Origin of the sequence: Paraburkholderia sp. (genome assembly GCF_034668105.1) — a bacterium.
Classification (GTDB): domain Bacteria; phylum Pseudomonadota; class Gammaproteobacteria; order Burkholderiales; family Burkholderiaceae; genus Paraburkholderia.
Window position 1 is genome coordinate 1 of record NZ_JAXDPY010000157.1, and the last position, 23693, is coordinate 23693.

Consider the following 23693-nt stretch of genomic DNA (forward strand, 5'->3'; position numbering starts at 1 on the left):
GAACAAAAATTGCTGAATTCGACAGAATACGCCACCAATTTTCGGCGAACAGGAGACTTAGAGCAATGAGCGCGCCGCCTACTGCCGCAGTCCACGAGAAAAACGCCGCCGTCATCGAAACCAACCTGCCCTCGCGGCTCGATCGCTTGCCGTGGGGGCGCTTTCATTCGCAGATCGTCGTCGCGCTGGGCATAACATGGCTGCTCGACGGTCTTGAAGTGACGCTGGCGGGCGCGGTCGCCAGTGCGTTGAAGTCTAGTCCATCGTTGCGCTTTACCAACGCCGACGTGGGCCTCGCCGGCAGCGCTTACATCGCCGGCGCCGTGCTCGGCGCGCTCGGCTTCGGCTGGCTGACCGACCGGCTCGGCCGTCGCAAGCTGTTCTTCATCACGCTCGCGTTGTATCTGGCCGCCACCGCGGCGACCGCTTTCTCGTGGAATCTCGCCAGTTTCCTGCTGTTTCGCTTTCTCACCGGCGCAGGCATCGGCGGCGAATATACGGCGATCAATTCGACCATTCAGGAGTTCACGCCCGCGCGGGTGCGCGGCTGGACCGATCTCGGCATCAACGGCACCTTCTGGGTCGGCGCGGGACTCGGCGCGGCGGGCTCGCTGATCTTGCTCGATCCGAATCTGCTGCCGAGCGACTGGGGCTGGCGCGCCTGTTTCTTCATCGGCGCGGTGCTGGCGCTGGCGATTCTGCCGATGCGCATCTGGGTGCCCGAAAGTCCGCGCTGGCTGCTCACGCACGGCGACGAACGCGACGCGCGCTCGATCGTCGAGGGCATCGAAACGCGCTTTCGCAATGAAGGCCACGCACTGGCGGACGACGACCTCACGCGCCTAAGACTCCGGGCTCGCGGCCACACGCCACTGCGCGAAGTGTTTCACACGCTGTTCAACGTGCACCGACGGCGCGCGCTGGTCGGCCTGTCCTTGATGACCGCGCAGGCGTTCTTCTACAACGCGATCTTCTTTACCTACGCGCTGGTGCTGACCGATTTCTATCACGTGCCGGGCGACCACATCGGCTGGTATCTGCTGCCGTTCGCGCTCGGCAATTTCCTGGGACCGCTGCTGCTCGGCCGGCTCTTCGATGTCATCGGGCGACGCAAGATGATCGCGGCGACTTACGCGCTGTCCGGCATTCTGCTGACGCTGAGCGGCTACCTGTTCGAGCAGCAGATGCTGACCGTGGTGACCCAGACGCTTGCGTGGATGGTGGTTTTCTTTTTCGCGTCGGCGGCAGCCAGTTCGGCCTATCTGACGGTCAGCGAATCGTTTCCGCTGGAAATCCGCGCGTTGGCGATCGCGGTGTTCTACGCGTTCGGCACGGCGCTGGGCGGCATTGTCGGTCCGGCGTTTTTTGGCCGGCTGATCGATACGCATCAGCGCAGCGAAGTGTTTTTCGGCTATCTGGTCGGCTCGGGGCTGATGATCGCCGCGGCTGTGATCGCCGCGATCTGGGGCGTGGATGCGGAGCGTAAATCGCTTGAGAATGTCGCCGCGCCGCTTTCGAGCGTCGCGGACGGTGCGCAATGAACTCCGACGCACGTTGAGTCCTACGGACGGCAGAGGACGAGTCAGGCGCATCGAAGCGGCAAAGCGCCGGGAATGACCCCGTGCTTCGGACGCCAAAGGTCGCGCAGAATAAAAAACGCGCGGTCAGCGCCGCGCGTTCCTATCACCGAAGGACGAAAGCCCCTCAGAACACCTTCTTCCAGCCACCGCCGTAAGCAATGTCGGCCAACGGCAAACGCTGACGCACCGATTTTTCGCGCTCGCGCAGCACCGGGTCGAGCTTGTCGACGTCGCCGTAGTGACCGAGCGCAATCATGGCGATCACGTCGACGTCGTTCGGCAGTTTGAACGTGGTGCGGAACGCGTTCGGATCGAAGCCGCTCATCTGATGCGCGGCGAGACCGAGCGCATGTGCCTGCAGCACCAGCGCCATCGCCGCGGCACCCGCATCGTAGGGCGCGCAACGGTTCACTTCGCCCTTGTTGGTGAGCGTATGCGTGGTGACCGCGATCAGCACCGGCGCCGGCGCATTCCAGCCCTGATTGAACGGCACCAGCGTGGCGAAGGCCTGCTTGAAAGCGACTTCATCGGCACTGCGGTCGAACACGAGAAAACGCCACGGTTGCGCGTTATACGAAGACGGCGCCCAGCGTGCCGCTTCGAGCACCGCATGCAGATTCTCGCGGCTCACCGGCTCGCTCGAATAGGCGCGCGGGCTCCAGCGACCTGCAATCAGCTCGTGAATGGCAACTGCGGTGGGGGCGGGTTTGTTGGTCATGCGCTTCTCTCGGTCGAAATTCATGATCGACGGGCGGCTGCCCGGGGTCTCATAGCATAACCGGGCTGAGTCGCTAGCGCTCCAACAAGTGCGAGTTAGTTTTCGCGTCGGCTGCAATGGCCAACGGCCTCGAATGAGGCCGTTTGCGCTGGTTCACCGCGTCCAGCGGCGCAGCTTCACGCCGTTTGTGGCTCCGGCACTTTGGCCGGCCGGTTGATCCGCAGCACGATTACGGCGGCAACCAGACACAGCCCGCCAGAAATCATCGACGCCACCGTGTATGTGCCGAGGCTCGCGCGCAGCATGCCCGCGCCAAGCGCCGCGAAAGCCGCGCCGAGCTGGTGGCCCGCAACCACCCAGCCGAACACGACCGGCGCGGCTTCCTTGCCGTAGACATCGGTGGCAAGACGCACAGTGGGCGGCACGGTGGCAATCCAGTCGAGGCCGTAGAAGACCGCGAACAACGGCAGCCCAAAGAAATCGATGCCGAAAGCGTGCGGCAGATACATCAACGACAATCCGCGCAGCCCGTAGTACCAGAACAGCAGCACGCGGCTATTGAAGCGGTCCGACAGCCAGCCCGACAACGTCGTGCCGAACAGATCGAAGATGCCCATTGCGGCGAGCAAGGAAGCGCCCTGCACTTCGGTCATGCCGTAGTCGCCGCACATGGCGATCAGGTGCGTGCCGACGTAACCGTTGGTGCTCGCCCCACAAATAAAGAAGCTGAAGAACAGCAGCCAGAAGTCACGCGTCTTGCTCGCCATCGCGAGCGTGCCGAAGGCGATGGCCAGCGGATTCTGCTTCGTCACCGTGGCAGAGATCGCCGCGTCCGCCGGTTCGCCGAACGGACGCAGTTTCATATCCGCGGGCCGCTCCGGCAACAGAAACGCGACCAGCGGCAACACGACCGCCGCCGCGCCCGCGACGACCCACACCACCTGGCGCCAGCCGTAATGTTCGGCGATGGCCGCAAGCATCGGCAGGAATACCAATTGGCCGGTCGCGGAACTGGCGGTGAGAATCCCCATCACCAGGCCGCGATGCGTGGTGAACCAGCGCGTCACCACGGTTGCCGACAACGACAACGCCGCCACCCCGGTCGAGCCTCCAACCATCACGCCCCAGATCAGAACCATCTGCCACGGATGCGTCATCAGCGACGACAACGCCACGCCCGCCGCCATCGTGCCGAGCGCGACCAGCAAGGTAGGACGCACGCCAAAGCGCTGCATTGCCGCGGCCGCGAATGGCCCCATCAGGCCGTAGAGCGCAATGTTCACGGAGATCGCGAGCGAAATCGTCGCGCGGCTCCAGCCGAATTGATGCTCCAGCGGCACCATCATCACGCTCGGCGTGGCGCGTGTGCCGGCCGCCGCCAGCAGCACCAGAAACACCACAGCGACGGTCAACCAGCCATAGTGGAATCGCCCGCCAATCAGTCTCGCTGCCCAGTTCATCGGTTCTCCAGTCGACGCGTGGCCGCAGGCCGCGCCGCTCGCATTATTACGACTTCAGTAAAGAACTTGTGACAGATCTGTCACAATGAGTGTTGCGATATTAGTTACTGCTCGGTAACATGTCAAGGCGTCAATTCTATTCAGGTGGCATTCTATGTCCGTCAGTCAACCTCCCAAGCTAGCGGGTGTGCGGCGCGTGCGCGGCGCGCAGACCGCCGGCCCGCAAGCGCAGCAGCATCTGTTACGCGCTGCGGACGAGCTGTTTTACCGCGAGGGTGTGCGGGCGGTCGGCGTCGACGCGGTGGTGGAGCGGGCGGGCGTGAACAAGATGAGCTTGTACCGTCAGTTTTCGTCGAAGGACGAATTGGTGATGGCGTATCTGGAGCGCAAGGACGAGCAGTTCTTCGGCTACGTGGAGAAAAGTTTCGCGAAACATCCGGGCGAGCCCGCGAAGCAGCTTCAGCAATATTTCGACGACCTGGCAGTGCGTGCTTCGATCGACGACTACCGCGGCTGTCCTTTCGTGAATGTCGCAGTGGAGTTTCCCGACGCGGCGCACCCCGCGCGGCAATTCGTGTTTCGCAACAAGGAGCGGCTGATGGCGCGGCTTCTGGAATTGGCAACCGCCGCAGGCGCGAACGATCCGGCTGCGTTGGCCGATGCGCTGGGTTTGATGATCGAAGGCGTGTACGCGGCGAGCCAGACCTATGGCCCGGGCCGCGGGCCGATTCTGGCCGCTCCGAAGGTCGCGGCGCAGTTGATCGCCGCGGCGTGCGGCGGGACGCAAGCGGGTTGAGGTTCTCGCCGCCGGTCGCGGCAGAGCACGGAACGGTGCCGCGGCGCCGGTCAGCGCCATTAGAATGGCAGTTTCCCCTTTCGCCGCTTGCTTGCCATGCCGTTGCCTGCCGACTCTCACGACGCCGTTATCGCCGCCACCCGTCATTGGCTGACAGAGGCCGTGATCGGGCTCAACTTATGTCCTTTTGCCAAGGCTGTACACGTGAAAGGGCAGATTCGCTATGCCGTTAGCGACGCCGTGGACATGGAAGGCGTTTTAACCGATCTCGAAACAGAGATTAAAGCGTTCGTCGCGGAAAGCCCTGAAACGGTGGATACTACGCTTCTGGTTTTACCGCAGGCGCTCGGCGATTTTCTCGACTATAACGATTGCCTGTTTTTTGCCGATCGGCTTATCAAGCAGCTTCGGCTGGAAGGCATTATCCAGATCGCCAGTTTTCATCCGCATTATCAGTTTGAAGGCAGTGAGCCTGACGATATCGAGAATTATACAAATCGGGCGCCCTATCCGATTTTGCATTTACTGCGCGAGGAAAGTATTGAACGGGCGGTTCAGGCTTTTCCCGACGCGGAGGATATTTACGGGCGGAATCAGGAGACCCTTCGGCGTATCGGCCTTAAAGGCTGGAATGATTTAATGAAAATGTAGTTCGCGCGGTAGTGGCGACAAAACCACCACCACCGCAGGTTAGATCAGGCGGGGACAAAGAACCTTTCTTTCAGCTCCTCGATCCCGAGCGTCTCCATCACTTCATTCAGCCGCTCGGCCGGCCGCCGTCTCGGCAGATCCTTGAACTGGGCAATAATCAGTTCGTTCTTCATCGAGTGTTCCCACCCGACCAGCTCGGTCACACTCACCTGATATCCATGTGCTTCCAGCTGCAAGCAGCGCAACACGTTAGTAATCTGACTGCCGAATTCCCGGGTATGCAGCGGATGCCGCCAGATCTCAGTCAACGCATTGCCGAGCGATTTACCCTTGTTCTGCCGTAAAACCCCGGCCACTTCGGCCTGGCAACACGGCACGACCACGATGTACTTCGCCCGCTTTTCCAGCGCAAACCGGAGCGCGTCGTCAGTCGCGGTATTGCACGCATGCAATGCCGTCACGATATCGATCTGAGCCGGCAAACTCGCCGACGTAATCGATTCCGCCACCGACAAATTCAGAAACGACATCCCCTTGAAGCCCAGCCTGCTAGCCAGCTCCTCGGATTTCGTCACGAGATCCTCGCGCGTTTCAATGCCGTAAATGTGCGACGCCCCACCAGCGGCGTCCTGAAACTCCTTGAAGAAAAGGTCATACAGGATAAAACCCAGGTATGACTTGCCCGCGCCATGATCGACAAGCGTCACCGCGCCCTGTTGGTCCTTGAGCTCTTTCAGCAGAGGCTCGATGAACTGGAACAGGTGATAGACCTGCTTCAGCTTGCGGCGGCTGTCCTGGTTCATCTTGCCGTCGCGCGTCAGGATATGAAGCTCCTTGAGTAGCTCGACGGACTGGTTCGGACGGATTTCGTGGGTTTTGCTGGACATCGTGGCGACCGGAGACCGCCATCGATTGCAACGCGAACGTGCGACAGATGACGGAAAAAAGGAAAAGTTGCTGCCAGTTTACCCAAAGCGCAGCCCGCTCACCTGAGGAGCCGTGTCGACCCAGTAAGAAATGCCGCAACCTGGAACACTTCCTGCTCGAAAAGAGCAGTACCCGGGACAGTTCCGACGTGGATTCAGGCGCATCTTGCGGGCCGGTTCACCCGATGGCGCAAGCCGTGTCACGCATAACAACAGGCTACCGGCCGTGGCATCGATCACGCGAACCGAATGCATGTGGGGAGGACGGTCCCGGAACACGGACCGAACGTTACGTAACCAGCAGCGCGCCGCGATTGCAAACCGGCACGCGCTGGAAAATAGAAGAGGCAGCAAATGGATATCGTACCCAGCGGCAACGTCGAACAGAAATTTCAGGAAATGCTGGCGAAGCTCACCGCCACGCCGGCGTGGTCCGAAAAGCAGCAGCTCGAACTGGAGATGGCGCGCGATATTTCCACCGAAATGCTACGGCTCGCCGAAGTCATGCGAGATGGCAGCGTCGATATGGAAACGTGCCTGACGATGCTCAAGTACGCGAAAGTGCTCGACTTCGTGATGACGACGCTCGCTTCGCGTCGCGACATCAAACCGCAAACGCTGCGCGTCATTTTCAAGCTGGCCGGCCTGAAGGTGGATGAGGCTTACCCCGGCTAGGGCGCTTAGGTCGGACGCTTGGGCAGGCCCCTCAGGCAGCACGTTCAGGCAACGCCGCGACCCGCGGCCGCGGCACGCCGCCGCGCGCGCTGTTCGCCAACTCCTGAGCGATCAGGCGCAGGTGAGATACCCTGATCAGGTGCCGGACCTGGCGAACTCCAGCAAAGGACGACGAATCACGCGCGCGGCGCCTCGATCGGCGGCGTGCCCTGATGAAACAGCGTCTTGAGCTGCGAACGCAGTTCCGGCGAGTCCGTATGCTTGTGAACCGTCACTGCGTGCTGCACGGCCGCGTCGAGCAATTCGCTCTCGCTGTCGGCGGATAGGGCAACGGTGCAATGTGTCTCGCTCGGGAACTCGCGACAGTCGATGTATTGGCGAGTCATGGCAATCTCCTTCATCCAGCGTTGAATCAAACATCCAGACAGACAACAGGCGCGCCGACCACTTCGCCCGCCGCGACGCGACAGCTTTCAGGACGTGGGGCGGACTCAAAACGGCAGGTTGGTTTGAGGTGGCGAAGACGCGAACCGCGTCCGGTGGAAGGTGTTTGAAAAGTATAGTTTGCGGCCTGAGATTGCAAAGAAGCGCGCGCAAACAGGGCGGGTGCGAAAGCGCCCTAACCCAGCGTTTTTCAGCCTGCTAATCCGACATGCGCCGACGGTTTGCCCCGTGCCGCCCGTGGTGTGAAAATAGCGCCCTTCGCCGCCCGGTCGTCAGATCAGGCACGCGCCCATCTCCGCCCATCCGCAGGACCGCATGTCATCCTCTTTCGATTCCGCCCGTGTCGCCGTGATAGGCGGAGGTCCCGCCGGCTTGATGGCCGCTGAGGCGCTTGCCCGGCGAGGCATACAAGTCGACGTTCATGACGCGATGCCGTCGGTTGGCCGCAAGTTCCTGATGGCGGGCAAAGGCGGGATGAACATCACGCATTCGGAACCGCTCGAGCCGTTTCTTGGTCGCTACGGTGCCCGCCGCGAACAGATCGCGCCACTACTCGAGACGTTCGGTCCCGACGCCCTGCGAGCCTGGTTGCAGGGGCTTGGCGTCGAAACCTTTGTCGGCAGTTCGGGGCGCGTTTTCCCGACCGATATGAAAGCGGCGCCGATGTTGCGTGCATGGTTGCATCGGTTGCGGGAAGCCGGCGTGCACTTTCACATGCGCCACAAGTGGACCGGCTGGAATCACGATAGCGGTGCGGATCACGCCGCTGCCCACGAGCTGCGCTTCGAAACACCTGGCGGCGAGCAAATCGTGACTTACGATGCCGTGGTGTTTGCCCTCGGCGGTGCAAGCTGGCCACGACTCGGATCCGACGCCGCCTGGGTGCCGCTGCTGAGCGCACGCGAGGTGCCGGTGACCCCGTTGCGACCCGCGAACTGCGGCTTCGACGCAGACTGGAGCCCCTATCTGCGCGAGCGTTTCGCCGGCCAGCCGGTGAAATCGGTGGCCATCACGCTTACCGACGTGGACAATAAAGTCCACAATCGACAAGGTGAAATACTTCTGACCGAAACGGGCCTCGAAGGGAGCCTGATTTACGCATTGTCGGCCACTATCCGGGAGCGAATTCTGGCCGACGGCGACGTCACGATCACGCTGGACATGGCGCCAGGCTTGACTTTGGAGCGCTTGGTAGCGGAAGTGACGCGACCGCGGGGCTCGCGCTCGATGTCGACTCACCTGCACGGCAGAATCGGCATTAGCGGCGTCAAACTGGCTTTGTTACACGAGATCCTGTCGAAGGAAGCTTTCGCCGATGCGAATGGTCTCGCGCACGCGATCAAGGCGCTACCGGTGCGGCTCACGCGGGCCCGACCTATTGCGGAAGCGATCAGCACCGCTGGCGGCGTGCCTTTCGAAGCGCTCGATGAGCATCTGATGATCAAGTGTTTGCCCGGCGCATTCTGCGCGGGCGAAATGCTCGACTGGGAAGCGCCGACCGGCGGTTATCTGCTCACGGCCTGCTTTGCCAGCGGGCTCGTGGCCGGACGCGGCGCATTGGCATATCTCGAGGCGCGCGGTTTGCCGGTTTGACAGGCCGCGCGTCAGTACTGCGTCGTCGCACCTTGCCGCACCGTGCGGCACGTTATCCCCCTAGCGTGCCTTCAGACGCCAGAGCGACGTCAACTCGGCCGCACGCGCCGTGTGCAGGGCATCGGTTTCATCGGTCGATTTCGGATGCCGCGGACGGATATCCTCGCGACCGACCACGGTCAAACCCGCCGTTTCAATGGCAGTAAGCAGCCAGTCGCGGGTGCGCAAGCCGAGATGCTCGGCGAAATCCGACATAATCAGCCAACCTTCTCCGCCCGGGGACAAATGCTCCGCCAGACCGCCCAGAAAACCGAGCAACATGCGGCTTTCCGAGTCGTAGATCGCGTACTCAATCGGCGACGCAGGTCGGGCCGGCACCCACGGCGGATTGCAAACCACCAGCGGTGCACGGCCTTCCGGAAACAGATCGGCTTGCACGACTTCGACTTGTTGATCGTAGCCAAGACGCGTGAGGTTTTCGCGCGCACAGGCAAGCGCCCGCGGATCCTGGTCGGTCGCGATGATTTTCTTCACGCCGCGTTTAGCCAGCACCGCAGCCAGCACGCCCGTACCCGTGCCGATATCGAACGCCTTGTTCAATGACGGCAGCGGTGTGCGCGCAACCAGGTCCACATACTCGCCGCGCACCGGCGAAAACACGCCGTAGTGCGGATGAACGCGGTCCCCGAGCGCGGGGATTTCCACGCCCTTCTTGCGCCACTCGTGCGCACCAATCAGCCCGAGCAGTTCACGCAGCGACACGACCGAGGGTTCATCGGTAGACGGCCCGTAGGTTTCGATGCACGCCTGCTGTACTTCAGGCGCGCGGCGAAGCGGGATGCCATAAGTGGCGTCCAGCGGAATCAGAATCATGCCAAGCGTACGGGCACGCTGCGACTGCGCCTGCCGATGCAGATTGAACGCGTCGATCGGCGTTTCGCCCTGCTTGCGCGGTTTGCGTTCCAGTCGGCGCGTAACCGCCTGCAGCAACTGACGGGCGTTCTGGAAGTCGCCGTTCCACAACAGCGCCGTGCCTTCGCAGGCGAGACGGTAGGCCGAGTCGGCGGTGGTGCGGTCATCCGCCACGACGACGCGCTTGGGCGGCGGCACCGCGGCTTCTGAGCGCCAACGCGCGCTGCGGGGGCCGTCGGCTTCGGGCCAGGTGATGGTTGCGGGGCTGGTCATGGTGAGGTGGGGTCTGTGTTGCGGGAGTGACGCGGTGAAACGTCGCGTCTTCGGGGGCGTTGCCCGCCGGAGTGACTGATCGTGATGCCGACTGACGCCCGAATAGTACCTCTCCCAGTCGGGTTCGCGGCGCGGTATCTGGTGACGGCTCCCGGGACGCGAATGCCGCCATCGCCTTTGCTGCTGCCTATTTGGCCAAATCGTAGACTAAAATGTCCACAATCGACAAGGTGAATGAGATCGGAGAAAATGCGCTGTTTTTCGCCTCACTCGCCGCTTCGGTGGCAAGCCATAGCGTCTGCCGGCAATAGGCAACGACCGCCGAATCATTCACGACCCAATAAAAAACGGGTTTCTGAAATTCTTCAGAAACCCGTTTTCGTACTACTGGTGCCGGCTGCAGGACTCGAACCCGCCACCTCATGATTACAAGTCAAGCGCTCTACCTGATGAGCTAAGCCGGCATGAGGCCGTGATTCTACTTCATTTCACGATCTTGAGGCGAGCCCTTCCGCCACCTTTTGACCCGTCGTCGTCAGGCTGCGGGCCGTTGGTCGCGGTTTCTGCTTTGGCGGCAGCCGCATCGGCGGCAGTCGACGACGATTCGACCGCGCGCGGCGCCGTAGCGCGCGGTGCGGCCGGCGCCTCGGTCTCGTCCGCCAGTTCCGCGTCGGCGCCTGAATCCTGCGCTTCGCCGCCCGCCGACTCGACCGGGAACGCCATGCCCTGCCCATTTTCGCGCGCGTAGATCGCGAGAATATTGGCGATCGGCACCTCGATCTTGTGCGACTTGCCGGAGAAGCGCGCGCTGAACTCGATCCATTCATTGCCCATCTGCAACTGGCTGGTCGCCTCGAAGCTGATGTTCAACACGATCTCGTTATCGCGCACGAACTGACGCGGCACGCGCGTCTGATTGTCGACCCGGACCGCAATATGCGGCGTATAGCCGTTATCCGTGCACCACTCGTACAGCGCGCGCAGCAGATAAGGCTTGGTGGAAATCTCTTGCATCAACAGTCCTCTTACCGGGTTGGGGCGCGCACGGAAAACGATCGAGACGCGCGGCGCCCTCACCCCAAAGCCAAACTCAACGACGCATCACCTTTTCCGAAGGCGTCAGCGCTTCGATATAAGCCGGGCGGCTGAAAATGCGCTCGGCGTACTTCATCAGCGGCGCCGCGTTCTTCGACAGTTCGATGCCGTAGTGATCCAGACGCCACAGCAACGGCGCGATCGCGACGTCCAGCATCGAGAACTCTTCACCGAGCATGTACTTGTTTTTCAGGAAGATCGGCGCGAGCTGTGTCAGACGATCGCGGATCGCGAGACGTGCCTTTTCGTGGTTCTTTTCGGCAGCCTTGCCCTTTTCGTTTTCGAGCGTGCCGACGTGAACGAACAGTTCCTTTTCGAAGTTGAGCAGGAACAGACGGGCGCGGGCGCGCTGCACCGGATCGGCCGGCATCAGTTGCGGATGCGGGAAGCGCTCGTCGATATACTCGTTGATGATGTTCGATTCGTACAGAATCAGGTCCCGTTCGACGAGAATCGGCACTTGACCGTACGGATTCATCACAGCGATGTCTTCCGGCTTGTTAAACAGGTCGACGTCGCGGATCTCGAAGTCCATGCCCTTTTCGAACAACACCAGCCGGCAGCGCTGGGAGAACGGGCAAGTTGTGCCGGAATACAGAACCAACATGTTTACGTTTCCACACAAAGCTGAAAGGCCAGCGCGCGGAAAAACCGTTCAACAGGTTTTTCCTGGCGCCGGCCCCACGCCGGTGACAGCGTGATTATTTGATATGTTTCCAGTACGCAGCGTTCAATCGCCAGGCGAAAAAGCTCAGGACGCCGAGGAACATCAGTACCCACACGCCAAGCTGTTTGCGGGTTTTCTGCGTCGGTTCGGACATCCATGACAGGTACGACACAAGGTCGGCCACAGTAGAATCATAATCTACCGGCGACATTGTCCCCGGCGTGACCTGTTGGAAGCCGACAAATTTGTGCACCGTTTCGCCTGTTTTTTCGTCGACAGCGTCGCCGAACTTCGCGGTACGTTGCCCCTGAAGCTGCCACAGCACGTGAGGCATGCTCACGTTCTCATACACCAGATTGTTCCAGCCGGTCGGCCGCGTATCGTCGCGATAGAAGCTGCGCAGATACGTGTACAGCCAGTCCTTGCCGCGCGCCCGTGCCTCGACCGACAAATCCGGCGGAGTCGCGCCGAACCACGCTTTCGCGTCGTCCGGGCGCATTGCCACGGTCATGGTGTTGCCGACTTTATCCGTGGTGAACAGCAGGTTCGCCTGGATTTCGTTCGGCTTAATGCCAAGGTCAGTCAGCCGGTTGTAGCGCATCAGGTTCGCGCTGTGACAATTCAGGCAATAGTTTACAAATATTTGCGCGCCGTGCTGCAAGGAAGCAAAATTCTCCGCGTTATCGGGCGCGCGGTCGAGAGGGAAATTCTCGTCCGCGTGCGCCGGGCCGGCCAGCACCGCGAACAGTGTCGCGCCGATTAGCGCGCACGTCGAAAGCAGTTTTTTCATTTCGTGTTCTCCTGGCTCGCGATTAGTGGGGCTTGAACCGCACCCGCTCGGGCGGCTGCTTGAACGTGCCAAGCCGCGTCCAGACCGGCATACCGAGGAAAAACGCGAAGTAGATCAGCGCGCACACCTGCGCAATCAACGTGGAGGCCGGCGACGGCGGTTTGGTGCCGAGGAAGCCCAACGTCAGGAAAGCGAGCACGAAAATCGCGTAGAACACCTTGTGAAAAAACGGTCGGTAACGGATCGACTTCACCGGCGAGCGGTCGAGCCATGGCAGGAAGAACAGCGAGATCACCGCGCCGCCCATCACCACCACGCCCCAAAACTTCGATTCGGTGAACGCCATGGCGAGCACTACCAGCACGGCGAGCACCGGCAAACCGAGCTTCCATTTGCCGCGCGCGCGCACCAGCGCGAACAGGCCGAGCAGCGCGATGATGACCATCAACACGATCTTGAACGGATCGGTAGTGGCGCGCAGCATTGCATAGAAGGCGGTGAAGTACCACACCGGCGCAATTTCCTGCGGCGTTTGAAGCGGATTGGCCGGGATGAAGTTATTCGCTTCGAGGAAATACCCGCCCATCTCCGGCGCGAAAAAGATGATCGCCGCGAAAATGATCAGAAACACCGAGACGCCCATGAAGTCGTGCACGGAGTAGTACGGATGGAACGGAATGCCGTCGAGCGGAATGCCGTCCGGGTCCTTCTTCGCCTTGATCTCGATGCCGTCGGGGTTGTTCGAACCCACTTCATGCAGCGCCACCAGGTGAGCGACCACGAGGCCGATCAGCACCAGCGGAATGGCGATCACGTGAAACGCGAAAAAGCGGTTCAGCGTCACGTCCGAAACAACATAGTCACCGCGAATCCACAGCGACAGATCCGGCCCGATGAACGGAATCGCCGAAAACAGGTTCACGATGACCTGCGCGCCCCAGAACGACATCTGGCCCCACGGCAGCAGATAGCCGAAAAACGCCTCGGCCATCAGGCACAGGAAGATCGCGCAGCCGAAGATCCACACCAGCTCGCGCGGTTTGCGATACGAGCCGTACAGGAGCCCGCGGAACATATGCAGATACACCACGACGAAGAACATCGACGCGCCGGTGGAGTGCATGTAGCGGATCAGCCAGCCCCATGGCACCTCGCGCATGATGTACTCGACCGACGCGAACGCGAGCGTCGCGTCGGGCTTGTAGTTCATGGTGAGGAAGATGCCGGTGACGATCTGATTGACCAGCACCAGCAACGCGAGCGAACCGAAGAAGTACCAGAAGTTGAAGGTCTTCGGCGCGTAGTACTCGGAAACGTGCTTCTTCCAGGTTGAGGTCAGCGGAAAGCGGCGGTCGATCCAGCCGACCAGCCCGGTCGTCTCTACTTCATGTTCGATCGCCATTACGCTTCTCCTTTCTCGTCCTTGCCGATCACGAGCCCGGTGGCCGACGTGAACATGTAAGGCGGGATGTCGAGGTTCTGCGGCGCAGGTTTGTTCTTGAAGACGCGGCCGGCCATATCATAGGTCGAGCCGTGGCAAGGGCACAGAAAACCGCCTGGCCAGTCGTCTGGAAGATTGGGCTGCGCGCCCTCCTGGAAGCGCGGCGTCGGCGTACAGCCCAGATGGGTGCACACGGCGACGGCGACGAACAGATTCTTGTGGTCGGAGCGTGAACGGAACTCGTTGTTGCAGTACTCCGGCAACGGCATCGAAAAAGGATTTTTGGTGTGGGGATCCGCTACTTCGTTATCGGCTTTCTGGACATCGGCGAGCATCCTGTCGGTGCGGTTGATGATCCAGACGGGTTTGCCGCGCCAGGCGACGGTCTTCATGTCACCAGGCTTGAGATCACTGATATCGACTTCGACCGGGGCACCTGCTGCCTTGGCCTTTTCAGATGGTGCAAACGAACTAACAAAGGGTACGACAGTGGCAACGCCTCCTATGCCACCTGCTACGGTCGTCGCTATCAGCCAGGTACGGCGGCCGCCGTCGACGCGTTCATCTTCCTTGTCTCGCATTACACGCCCCACTTCTGAGTTGGATTTTTCCTTCACGTCGCTTCTACCGCCGCTAGTTTGCGCGAATGGAGTCGGCATTTACAAGGCCCGATTGCCAAAAACCGTGCGAACCCCTTGATAGCTCAGGGTTTCTCCGTACGGATCGCAAACATTTTCGCACCTCCTTTTAAGTGCCCTCTGCGTTATTCGGACCTTTTCCTTATCTAATCCGGGTTTGAATTCAAACCGGATTAGGGATATCGATAAACACGTGCTCAATATCGAACGCCTCGGACAGATGCTTGCCCACCGCCTGCACGCCGAAACGCTCGGTCGCGTGATGGCCTGCCGCGAGGAACGCCACCCCGCTTTCCGCCGAGGTGTGCATGACCGACTCCGACAGCTCGCCAGTCAGGTAGACGTCGGCGCCGGCATTGATCGCGGCCTCGAACATGCCTTGCGCGGCGCCCGTGCACCAGCCGACGCGGCGCAGTTCGCGATCCGGGTCACCGAACACGAGCGGCGTGCGGCCGAGCGTCTGCTCGACTTGCGCGGTGAAGTGCGCGAGCGTGATCGGCATCGGAAAGGTGGCAAGCCAGCCGAGATTGTTCTCGCCGAAGCGCGCGTCGCTGATCCAGCCCATCTTCGCGCCGATCTGCGCGTTGTTGCCGAACTCGGGATGGTCGTCGAGCGGCAGGTGGTAGGCGAACAGGTTCAGGTCGTTGGCAATCAGCAGTTTCAGGCGCGCGTGTTTGCGCCCGGTGATCTGCGGCGCCTCGTTGCGCCAGAAGTAGCCGTGATGGACCAGCACGGCGTCCGCGCCCCAGTCGAGCGCGGCCTCGAGAAAGGCCACCGAAGCCGTCACGCCGGTGGCGAGCTTATTGATCCGGCGGCGCCCTTCCACCTGCAATCCATTAGGGCAATAGTCCTTGAAGCGCGCGGTTTCAAGAAGATTGTTCAAGTACAATTCAAGTTCGATCCGATCCATATAAACCTCTAGTCTTCAGATGCTTAGACGCTTTTGGCTGTTCTTTGCCCAAGCGGTGACTGTGCTGTTGGCGCTGATGTTCATCATTGCGACCCTCAAACCGCAGTGGCTGCAGCGTCAAGGGCAATTCGGCAAGCAACTCGCCGAACCGATCGTCGCCTTGCGGGAAGTGGCGCCAGGCATCGGCAGCGGCCCTGCACAGGCGTCCTATGCAGATGCCGCGCAAAAGGCCATGCCCGCGGTCGTCAACGTGTTCTCCAGCAAGGATGGCTCACTACCGCCCGATCCGCGCGCGAAAGATCCTCTGTTCCGCTACTTCTTCGGCGACAAGAACAACCGCAAGCGGCAGGAGCAGCCCGCGTCGAATCTCGGCTCGGGGGTGATAGTGAGTTCGGAAGGTTACATTCTAACGAACCAGCACGTCGTGGACGGCGCCGATCAGATCGAAATCGCGCTCGCCGACGGTCGCACCACCAATGCGAAGGTGATCGGCGTCGATCCTGAGACCGATCTGGCCGTGCTCAAGGTCAACATGACCAATCTGCCCACCATCACGCTTGGCCGCATGGACCAGACGCGCGTGGGCGACGTGGTGCTGGCGATCGGCAATCCATTCGGCGTTGGGCAGACGGTGACCATGGGTATTGTCAGCGCGCTCGGGCGCAATCACCTCGGCATCAACACCTTCGAAAACTTCATTCAGACCGACGCGGCCATCAACCCGGGCAATTCCGGCGGTGCGCTGGTCGACGTGAACGGCAATCTGCTCGGCATCAATACCGCAATCTATTCGCGCTCGGGCGGCTCGCTCGGCATCGGCTTCGCGATTCCTGTTTCGACCGCGCGCAGCGTGCTGGAGAGCATCATCACGACGGGTTCGGTCACGCGCGGCTGGATCGGCGTGGAACCGCAGGACGTGACGCCGGAAATCGCCGAATCGTTCGGGCTCGAGCAGAAGTCCGGCGCGATTGTCGCGGGCGTGCTGAAGAACGGACCGGCCGACCGCGCGGGCATCAAGCCGGGCGACATCCTGGTGAGCGTGAACGGCCAGGAGATTACCGACACTACGCGTCTCCTGAATGTCATTGCCCAGATCAAGCCGGGGACGGCTGCCAAGGTCCACCTGGTACGCAAGAGCCGCGAGATGGATCTGGAGGTGACCATCGGCAAGCGCCCGCCTCCGCCGAAGCAACCCGCGGAGGACAACGGCGGCGGTGATCAGCAGGATGACGACGGCGGTTAAGAGATACACGACAGCAGCGGTGTCAGCACTCCGATCCGGCCGTTGAGGCAGCGCGGCGGCTGGCCCGGGACCCGCGGCAACGCGGCAACGCGGCAACGCGGCAACGCGGCAAGCTAACCATGCCGCCGCAAAAACAAAAAAGGGCAATCCGGAATGGATTGCCCTTTTTGTTTTTGCGGCCTTTTGACTCACCCGCCCAGCATCACCCTGGCGCGTGACGCACATTACGTTCAATCCGGCGGACTCGCTTCCTCAATAACCACCGGCTGCTTGCCGACAATCAAGCGCGCCGCGATGATCCCCGCCTCGTACAACACGATCAACGGAACCGCCAGAATCAACTGCGAGAACACATCCGGCGGCGTTACCACCGCCGAAATCACGAACGCGCCTACGACCACATACGGACGAATTTCCTTGAGCTTCTTGATGGTCAGCACATTCATGCGGACCAGCAACACTACGACAATCGGCACCTCGAAGGTCACCCCGAACGCGAGGAACATGGTCAGCACGAAGCTGAGGTAGTTGTCGATATCGGTAGTCATCTCCGCGCCGAGCGGCGCGTTGTAGTGCGCCATGACGCGAAAAATGGTCGGGAACACCACGAAGTACGCGAACGCCATGCCACACAGGAACAGCGTGTAGCTGCTGCCCACCAGCGGCCCGACCAGCTTCTTCTCATGCTGATACAGCCCCGGCGCGACGAACGCCCAGATCTGATACAGCACGATCGGCAGTGCGATCACGAAGGCGACCAGCATGGTCACCTTCATCGGCACGAAGAATGAGCCGGTCACGTCCGTGACGATCATCTTGCCGTCCTTCGGCAGATTTTGCATCAAGGGCCGTGCTAGCAGCCGGAAGATGTCCGGCGCCCAATACACGAGTCCGACGAACACCACGATGACGGCAAGGCCGGCGCGAATGATACGGTCGCGCAATTCAACGAGGTGGGAAATGAAGGTCTCTTCAGTGCCTTCGTCCTGGGTTTGCTGGGGGTCGCTCACACCGGCCCTCGGTTAGGGATTGTCGCTCTGATCATCAGAAAAACCGCGTCGGACGACGCATGGTGGCGGGCGTATGCCGCGCCACGCGCGCGGCGCCTGATTGCACGCGCGTGCGGCGCGTGGTAGCGCGCTTGTACCAGGTGGGCATGGCGGTTTGTTTGACGCGCCAGTTCTTGCGTTTCAGGCCCGCAGCCGGCGGGTTGGTCGGCCAGGACGAATTGCCGACATCTTCGAGCGCGCCGCCTGCAATGCTCGGCGATACCGAGCTGCCGCTATTCCAGGCGTCGTTCAGTTCGGATTCGTGCTTGCGCAGATTGTCCTGAACACTGGTTTCGACGTTGCTCGCCGCCGCCTCGAACTCGGTTTTCATACGACGCAATTCGTCGAGTTCGATTTCGCGGGTGACTTCGGCTTTCACGTCGTTGATATACCGCTGCGCGCGGCCGAACAACGCGCCGGCCGTACGGGCGACGCGAGGCAGGCGCTCAGGCCCGAGTACGACCAGCGCGACGACGCCGATCAGCGCCATCTTGGTTAGACCGAGGTCCAGCATGAAGTGAAGTGTCCGTCAGTAACGCGGTTGGGCCGCGGCTTAGCGGTAATCGCTGGAACGCGGCGTCTTTTCCTTCGCTTCCACATCCACGGCGCCGTTGCGCGGTAGTTCGCGCTGCTGCGCTTCACCGGCGGGCGTTTCGGCTTCCTTCATGCCTTCCTTGAAGCCTTTCACCGCGCCGCCCAGATCGCCGCCGATATTGCGCAGCTTCTTCGTGCCGAACACGAGCGCCACGATCAACAACACGATCAGCCAATGCCAAATGCTCAACGAACCCATGACTACTCTCCTTAACCCCGACACCGCATTGTGATGCGGCAAAACTTGAGCGCCCTGCGGCGTGAATCGAAGCACGTATGCTTCATCTATACGTTAGCGCGGACTGTTCCGATTCAACCCACGATACGCTGTGTCATTGTGACCGGAGATCGCGTCGGCAACATTACAGTGCTGTAAAAGATAACGGCCGCACTATTGTTGACTATCCAAATTCACCGCGCGCTCCCGGCACATGCTTATATGTCAGCCCATCCGCTGCCACGGGCGCGGCCCCGCGAGGATGTGCGCGTGCAAGTGATACACCTCCTGGCCGCCGCCAGGCCCGGTGTTGATTACCGTGCGAAATCCGCTTTCGCCACCGGTGTACGCCACGCCAAGCTGGTCGGCCAGACGCGCCACCAAGACAAGCATTCTACCAAGCAGCGGCGCATCGCTTTCGGTGCAATTTGATAGCGTAGCGATGTGTTTGCGGGGAATTACCAGCACATGCGTTTCAGCCGCCGGACGAATGTCGCGGAAGGCGAAAAACTCTTCGTCTTCGTGGACCTTGGTCGACGGAATCTCGCCGGCGGCGATCTTGCAGAAAAGGCAGTTCGGGTCGTGACTCATCGTATTCCTGACGCAGTATGGCTAGAAAGCGACACGCGTTTGGGCCAGTGCATGTGGAACCCGGTTACAACCGGACTCAACTCAGAACCAGCCACGCGGGTTCGCCAGCGGCTTGTTATCGTACAGATACAGCCAGCCTTTGATAATACGGTACAACATCCAGATACTGACGGCCCACAGGATCGGAATGCCGATCACCACGAACAGCAGCACGCCGCCGATCGCATAACCCAGCAAGGCCATCCAGAACGAGCGGATCTGCCACTCGAAATGCGCCTCGTAAGGCGTGCCCACCACGTCGGGCCGCTTCACGTAGTTGATGATGATCGCAATCAGAATCGTCAGACCACCCGTCAGCCAATGGACAGCATACAGCGCGTACAGCACATGGGTGAGCGTGCGCAGACTGCGTTCGCGCTCGGGCTCGATCGCGTTGCGGTAGACCGGCGGCGGATAACTTTCCTGCGACTGTTCCATGCTTGCGTCCTCCCGAGGATGTAATCCTATGCGTTCAGTGCAATGTGGGTGCCGACGTTCATCACTTCAAGCCAGCGCGGACAAATCCGGGCAATCAGTCACCGTTCTGCTCGCGCTCACGGCTTTTGCGCAGCGCCTTTTCCTCGATGCCCGACAGGCCTTCACGGCGCTCGAGTTCGGCGAGCACGTCGGCCGGGCTCAGGTCGAAATGCGACAGCATCACGAGGCAGTGAAACCACAGGTCCGCCACTTCGCCGACCAGTGCTTTCGGCGCGCCGCCGTGTCGCGTGTCTTTGGCGGCCAGCACGACTTCGGTGGCTTCTTCGCCGATCTTCTTGAGAATCGCGTCATCGCCCTTGTGAAACAGGCGCGACACGTACGAGACGTCCGGGTCGCCGCCCTTGCGGCTGTCGACGATGGCCGCGAGGCGCAGCAGTGTGTCGCTGGTGGACGAAGCGGGTGCCGGAGATTGCGTGGATTGCGTCATTTGTAGATGTGTTCGGGGTCTTTCAGCACGGGATCGACGGCGACCCAATCGCCGTCTTCAACCGTACCTTCGAATTTCTGGAAAAAGCACGAGTGGCGGCCGGTATGGCAGGCGATGCCCGACACCTGCTCGACCTTCAGCAGCACGACGTCTTCGTCGCAATCGAGCCGCACTTCATGCACATGCTGCACGTGGCCGGACTCTTCGCCCTTGAACCAGAGGCGCTGGCGCGAACGCGAGAAATACACCGCGCGGCCCAGTTCCACCGTTTTCGCCAACGCTTCGCGGTTCATCCACGCGAACATCAACACGTCGTTGGTCGACGCTTCCTGCGCGATCACCGGCACGAGGCCGTTCGCGTCCCACCTGACCTTGTCGAGCCAATCTACTGCTGAAGGGTTCACCACGTCACAACCTCACCGAAATGCCTTGATCGGCCATAAAGCGCTTGGCCTCGCCCACGGTGTGTTCGCCGTAGTGGAAAATGCTGGCGGCCAGCACGGCGTCTGCGTGACCGCTCTTGATGCCGTCAGCCAGATGCTGCAGCGAGCCGACGCCGCCCGAGGCGATCACCGGAATCGACACCGCATCAGACACCGCGCGCGTGAGCGCGAGATCGAAGCCGCTCTTGGTGCCGTCGCGGTCCATGCTGGTCAGCAGGATTTCGCCCGCGCCGAGTTCAGCCATTTTGCGCGCCCATTCGACCGCTTCGAGGCCGGTGGCCTTGCGCCCGCCATGCGTGAAGACTTCCCAGCGCGGCGCTTCGCCGTCCGCCGAGACGCGCTTGGCGTCGATGGCGACGACGATGCATTGCGAACCGTATTTGTCCGTCGCGTCGCGCACGAGTTGCGGATTCGCGACCGCCGACGAGTTCATGCTGATTTTGTCCGCGCCGGCGTTGAGCAAGCGCCGCACGTCTTCGACAGCGCGCACGCCGCCGCCGACCGTCAGCGGAATGAACACCTGCGAGGCGACCGCTTCGATGATCGGCAGGATCAGATCGCGTTGATCGGAGGTCGCGGTGATGTCGAGGAAGGTGAGTTCGTCGGCGCCCTGATCGTCGTAACGGCGCGCAATTTCGACCGGGTCGCCGGCGTCGCGCAGTTCGACGAAGTTGACGCCCTTCACCACGCGTCCAGCCGTGACGTCGAGACAGGGGATGATGCGTTTAGCTAGAGCCATGATCTTGCAATTCTGCCAATACCGCTGATGGGGCCGCTCGCCGGAAACTTCACGAGCGGCACAGTGCCGGCGCGGCGAGCCGCGTCAGACCGAAGATGCGCCGAAGACACATGCATGCGGCTTGATGCGCTTGCGGGACGCGCCGTCGCGTCCGCTTATCGTCCGCTTATCGTCCGCTTGTCGTCCGCTTGTCGTCGCCTTTTTGCCTGCTTGATGCCCGCCCGGTGCCCACTTCAGGCCCGGCTATGCGCCGATGCCGCGCCAAAAGCGAGCCTGCGGGCGACAAACCTCAAGCGTCGTCCGATTCGCGCAGCCGGTCCGCCAGCGTCTGCGCGGCCGCGAAGTCCAGGTCGCCCGAGTAGATTGCCCGGCCGCAGATCACGCCTTCGATGCCCTCGTCTTCGACTTCGCACAGCGACTCGATGTCCGCAAGGTTCGACAAGCCGCCGCTCGCGATCACCGGAATCTTCACCGCGCGGGCGAGACGCACCGTGGCTTCGATGTTGATCCCCTGCAGCATGCCGTCGCGGCCGATGTCGGTGTAGATGATCGACTCGCAGCCGTAATCCTCGAACTTGCGCGCCAGATCAGCCACTTCGTGACCGGTCAGCTTGCTCCAGCCGTCGGTGGCGACCTTGCCGTCTTTCGCATCCAGACCGACGATGATATGGCCGCCGAACGCCGTACAGGCGTCTTGCAGGAAGCCCGGATTCTTCACCGCAGCCGTGCCGATGATGACGTACGACAAACCGTCGTCCAGATAGCGCTCGATCGTGTTCAGGTCACGGATGCCGCCGCCCAGCTGGACGGGAATCTCGCCCCCTACTTCCTCGATGATCGCGCGAATCGCGTCTTCATTTTTCGGCTTGCCGGCGAACGCGCCATTCAGGTCGACGAGGTGCAGACGGCGGGCTCCGCGGTCGACCCAATGTCGGGCCATCGCCGCCGGTTCCTCGGAGAATATCGTCGCCTGGTCCATATCGCCCTGTTTGAGGCGTACACAGTGACCATCTTTCAGGTCGATGGCGGGAATCAGCAGCATAGCAATCGGGTGTTGTCTGGGAGGTGGTTGAAAGTCGACGGCAGCGGCTGACAGGCCAGCCCGCCACAACGCCGTTTCGCTAGTTTAGTACAACTCTTTCGACGCCCTTGCGGAGCGCCATATCGAAGCGAAATCGTCGCGCTGCCATTGTGGCGCACGGGCGGCGCTCCGCTTGTGGCGAAATGGCGCACGACAGCAAAATGAAGAAAGGCGCTCACGGGTTCCAGTGCACGAAGTTGCGATACACGCGCAGCCCCGCCTCAGCGCTCTTTTCCGGGTGGAATTGGGTCGCGAAGATGTTATCCCGCGCCACCGCCGAGGTAAAGGGCACACCGTACACCGTTTCGCCCGACGTATGGGCGGCATTGTCCGGCACGACATAATAGCTGTGCACGAAGTAGAAGAATGCGTTATCCGCGACGCCGTCCCACAACGGATGCGGCTGCGCCTGGCGCACGCGGTTCCAGCCCATTTGCGGAACCTTGAAGCGCGAGCCGTCGTCCTGCACCTGGCCTTCCAGGTCGAAGCGCAACACCTTGCCCGGCAACAGGCCCAGGCCGGGCGTATTGCCCTCGGCGCTCCAGTCGAACAGCATCTGCTCGCCGACGCACACGCCCATCAGCGGTTTGCTGCGCGAGGCTTCGAGCACGGCTTCCTGCAGGCCGGATTCGGCCAGACTGCGCATGCAGTCGGGCATGGCACCCTGGCCGGGCAGCACCACGCGATCGGCCGAGCGGATCGCCTCAGGCTGATCGACGATCGCCACGTCCGCTTCCGGCGCGGCTTTGCGCAGTGCCTGGGCCACCGAGCGCAGGTTGCCCATTCCGTAATCCACAATCGCTATCGAAGTTTTCATTTCAAGTTAGGCAGCAATGCCTTCAATCCATCGACGATGAATTCCACCGCCAGCGCCGATAACATCAAACCCATGAGCCGCGTCCCGATGTTGATACCCGTGCGACCGACCCAGCGGGCAATCGGTTCGGCAAGACGCAGCGCGAAAAAGCAGATCGCCGCCAGCACCGCACCGATGGCAATCAGGCTCAGCCGGTCGTACCAGTGCGCCGAGCCGGCCGCGTAGATGATCGTGGTGCTGATCGCGCCCGGGCCGGTCAACAGTGGAATCGCCAGCGGCACGACCGCGATGTTGTCCTTCTGTTCGGCTTCATGGCGCTCTTCCGGCGTCGAACGGCTGTTGCCGATCTGCGCGTTCAGCATGTTGATCGCCATCAGCAGCATGAT

Annotated in this window: 28 protein-coding genes and 1 tRNA gene; 6 read left to right on the plus strand and 23 right to left on the minus strand. The window is 61.4% G+C overall.

Annotated elements, in window-relative coordinates; translation table 11 throughout:
* Positions 1-65: 65 nt before the first annotated feature.
* Positions 66-1541, plus strand: a complete 1476-nt coding sequence (locus QOC89_RS07205) for an MFS transporter (protein WP_323044400.1) — start codon at positions 66-68, stop codon at positions 1539-1541.
* A gap of 163 nt (positions 1542-1704) precedes the next feature.
* Here QOC89_RS07205 and QOC89_RS07210 read toward each other — a convergent pair whose 3' ends face one another.
* Both QOC89_RS07210 and QOC89_RS07215 read right to left on the minus strand, forming a co-directional pair.
* Positions 1705-2298, minus strand: a complete 594-nt coding sequence (locus QOC89_RS07210) for a nitroreductase family protein (protein ID WP_323044401.1) — start codon at positions 2296-2298, stop codon at positions 1705-1707.
* A gap of 176 nt (positions 2299-2474) precedes the next feature.
* Positions 2475-3758, minus strand: coding sequence for an MFS transporter (locus QOC89_RS07215; protein ID WP_323044402.1), 1284 nt, complete (start codon positions 3756-3758; stop codon positions 2475-2477).
* Between the two features lie 154 nt (positions 3759-3912).
* Between QOC89_RS07215 and QOC89_RS07220 the strand changes: the two genes are divergently transcribed.
* Positions 3913-4554, plus strand: a complete 642-nt coding sequence (locus QOC89_RS07220) for a TetR/AcrR family transcriptional regulator (protein ID WP_323044403.1) — start codon at positions 3913-3915, stop codon at positions 4552-4554.
* Between the two features lie 96 nt (positions 4555-4650).
* Complete coding sequence (locus QOC89_RS07225) at positions 4651-5205, plus strand: DUF1415 domain-containing protein (protein ID WP_323044404.1); 555 nt, start codon at positions 4651-4653, stop codon at positions 5203-5205.
* Between the two features lie 44 nt (positions 5206-5249).
* On the opposite strand, the gene QOC89_RS07230 is transcribed toward QOC89_RS07225, so the two are convergent.
* Positions 5250-6092, minus strand: coding sequence for an SAM-dependent methyltransferase (locus QOC89_RS07230; protein WP_323044405.1), 843 nt, complete (start codon positions 6090-6092; stop codon positions 5250-5252).
* Between the two features lie 393 nt (positions 6093-6485).
* On the opposite strand from QOC89_RS07230, the gene QOC89_RS07235 reads away from it, so the two are divergent.
* Positions 6486-6806, plus strand: coding sequence for a DNA-binding protein (locus tag QOC89_RS07235; RefSeq protein WP_323044406.1), 321 nt, complete (start codon positions 6486-6488; stop codon positions 6804-6806).
* A 176-nt stretch (positions 6807-6982) separates the two neighbouring features.
* Here QOC89_RS07235 and QOC89_RS07240 read toward each other — a convergent pair whose 3' ends face one another.
* The gene (locus QOC89_RS07240) at positions 6983-7192 is read right to left on the minus strand and encodes a DUF1059 domain-containing protein (protein WP_323044407.1); all 210 of its coding nucleotides are present in this window, start codon (positions 7190-7192) and stop codon (positions 6983-6985) included.
* Between the two features lie 373 nt (positions 7193-7565).
* Between QOC89_RS07240 and QOC89_RS07245 the strand changes: the two genes are divergently transcribed.
* Positions 7566-8843, plus strand: coding sequence for a TIGR03862 family flavoprotein (locus tag QOC89_RS07245; protein ID WP_323044408.1), 1278 nt, complete (start codon positions 7566-7568; stop codon positions 8841-8843).
* Between the two features lie 60 nt (positions 8844-8903).
* Here the strand turns inward: QOC89_RS07245 and QOC89_RS07250 are convergent, their stop codons facing one another.
* From QOC89_RS07250 to QOC89_RS07285, 8 genes are all read right to left on the minus strand, one after another.
* Complete coding sequence (locus tag QOC89_RS07250; RefSeq protein ID WP_323044409.1) at positions 8904-10028, minus strand: class I SAM-dependent methyltransferase; 1125 nt, start codon at positions 10026-10028, stop codon at positions 8904-8906.
* 388 nt (positions 10029-10416) lie between these two features.
* Positions 10417-10492 (minus strand) — tRNA-Thr (locus QOC89_RS07255).
* Positions 10493-10511: 19 nt separating this feature from the next.
* Positions 10512-11042: a ClpXP protease specificity-enhancing factor gene (locus QOC89_RS07260; protein WP_323044410.1), complete on the minus strand. Its 531-nt coding sequence runs from the start codon at positions 11040-11042 to the stop codon at positions 10512-10514.
* Positions 11043-11118: 76 nt separating this feature from the next.
* Positions 11119-11730: a glutathione S-transferase N-terminal domain-containing protein gene (locus tag QOC89_RS07265; RefSeq protein WP_323044411.1), complete on the minus strand. Its 612-nt coding sequence runs from the start codon at positions 11728-11730 to the stop codon at positions 11119-11121.
* A gap of 94 nt (positions 11731-11824) precedes the next feature.
* Positions 11825-12580 carry a cytochrome c1 gene (locus QOC89_RS07270; protein WP_323044412.1) on the minus strand — a complete coding sequence of 252 codons (756 nt, stop codon included), beginning with the start codon at positions 12578-12580 and terminating at the stop codon, positions 11825-11827.
* 22 nt (positions 12581-12602) lie between these two features.
* On the minus strand, positions 12603-13982 hold the full coding sequence (locus QOC89_RS07275) for a cytochrome bc complex cytochrome b subunit (protein ID WP_323044413.1): 1380 nt from the start codon (positions 13980-13982) through the stop codon (positions 12603-12605).
* On the minus strand, positions 13982-14602 hold the full coding sequence (gene petA / locus QOC89_RS07280; RefSeq protein WP_179734694.1) for a ubiquinol-cytochrome c reductase iron-sulfur subunit: 621 nt from the start codon (positions 14600-14602) through the stop codon (positions 13982-13984). The genes QOC89_RS07275 and petA overlap by 1 nt, the downstream gene beginning before the upstream one ends.
* 220 nt (positions 14603-14822) lie before the next feature.
* Positions 14823-15569: a Nif3-like dinuclear metal center hexameric protein gene (locus tag QOC89_RS07285; protein ID WP_323044414.1), complete on the minus strand. Its 747-nt coding sequence runs from the start codon at positions 15567-15569 to the stop codon at positions 14823-14825.
* A gap of 19 nt (positions 15570-15588) precedes the next feature.
* Between QOC89_RS07285 and QOC89_RS07290 the strand changes: the two genes are divergently transcribed.
* A complete protein-coding gene (locus QOC89_RS07290; RefSeq protein ID WP_179734699.1) occupies positions 15589-16812 on the plus strand; it encodes a Do family serine endopeptidase in 1224 nt (407 codons plus the stop codon).
* A 230-nt stretch (positions 16813-17042) separates the two neighbouring features.
* Here the strand turns inward: QOC89_RS07290 and tatC are convergent, their stop codons facing one another.
* From tatC to QOC89_RS07345, 11 genes are all read right to left on the minus strand, one after another.
* Entirely contained in the window at positions 17043-17822 is a 780-nt protein-coding gene (gene tatC / locus QOC89_RS07295) for a twin-arginine translocase subunit TatC (protein ID WP_323044415.1), read from the minus strand.
* A 34-nt stretch (positions 17823-17856) separates the two neighbouring features.
* Entirely contained in the window at positions 17857-18375 is a 519-nt protein-coding gene (tatB, locus tag QOC89_RS07300) for a Sec-independent protein translocase protein TatB (protein WP_323044416.1), read from the minus strand.
* 39 nt (positions 18376-18414) lie between these two features.
* Positions 18415-18654, minus strand: a complete 240-nt coding sequence (tatA, locus tag QOC89_RS07305; protein ID WP_179734705.1) for a Sec-independent protein translocase subunit TatA — start codon at positions 18652-18654, stop codon at positions 18415-18417.
* Positions 18655-18897: 243 nt separating this feature from the next.
* A complete protein-coding gene (locus QOC89_RS07310; RefSeq protein ID WP_323044417.1) occupies positions 18898-19263 on the minus strand; it encodes a histidine triad nucleotide-binding protein in 366 nt (121 codons plus the stop codon).
* Between the two features lie 81 nt (positions 19264-19344).
* Positions 19345-19740: a DUF4870 family protein gene (locus tag QOC89_RS07315; RefSeq protein WP_323044418.1), complete on the minus strand. Its 396-nt coding sequence runs from the start codon at positions 19738-19740 to the stop codon at positions 19345-19347.
* Between the two features lie 94 nt (positions 19741-19834).
* Positions 19835-20227 carry a phosphoribosyl-ATP diphosphatase gene (locus QOC89_RS07320; protein ID WP_323044419.1) on the minus strand — a complete coding sequence of 131 codons (393 nt, stop codon included), beginning with the start codon at positions 20225-20227 and terminating at the stop codon, positions 19835-19837.
* On the minus strand, positions 20224-20634 hold the full coding sequence (gene hisI, locus QOC89_RS07325) for a phosphoribosyl-AMP cyclohydrolase (protein WP_323044420.1): 411 nt from the start codon (positions 20632-20634) through the stop codon (positions 20224-20226). Before hisI ends, QOC89_RS07320 begins: the two co-directional genes overlap by 4 nt.
* Before the next feature lies 1 nt (position 20635).
* Complete coding sequence (gene hisF / locus QOC89_RS07330; RefSeq protein ID WP_063497498.1) at positions 20636-21409, minus strand: imidazole glycerol phosphate synthase subunit HisF; 774 nt, start codon at positions 21407-21409, stop codon at positions 20636-20638.
* 289 nt (positions 21410-21698) lie between these two features.
* Positions 21699-22451, minus strand: coding sequence for a 1-(5-phosphoribosyl)-5-[(5-phosphoribosylamino)methylideneamino]imidazole-4-carboxamide isomerase (hisA, locus tag QOC89_RS07335; RefSeq protein ID WP_054036624.1), 753 nt, complete (start codon positions 22449-22451; stop codon positions 21699-21701).
* 214 nt (positions 22452-22665) lie between these two features.
* Positions 22666-23307, minus strand: a complete 642-nt coding sequence (hisH, locus tag QOC89_RS07340) for an imidazole glycerol phosphate synthase subunit HisH (RefSeq protein ID WP_323044421.1) — start codon at positions 23305-23307, stop codon at positions 22666-22668.
* Positions 23304-23693, minus strand: a 390-nt coding sequence (locus QOC89_RS07345; protein ID WP_323044422.1) for a MarC family protein, incomplete at its 5' end; no start/stop codon positions are given. The genes hisH and QOC89_RS07345, both read right to left, overlap by 4 nt.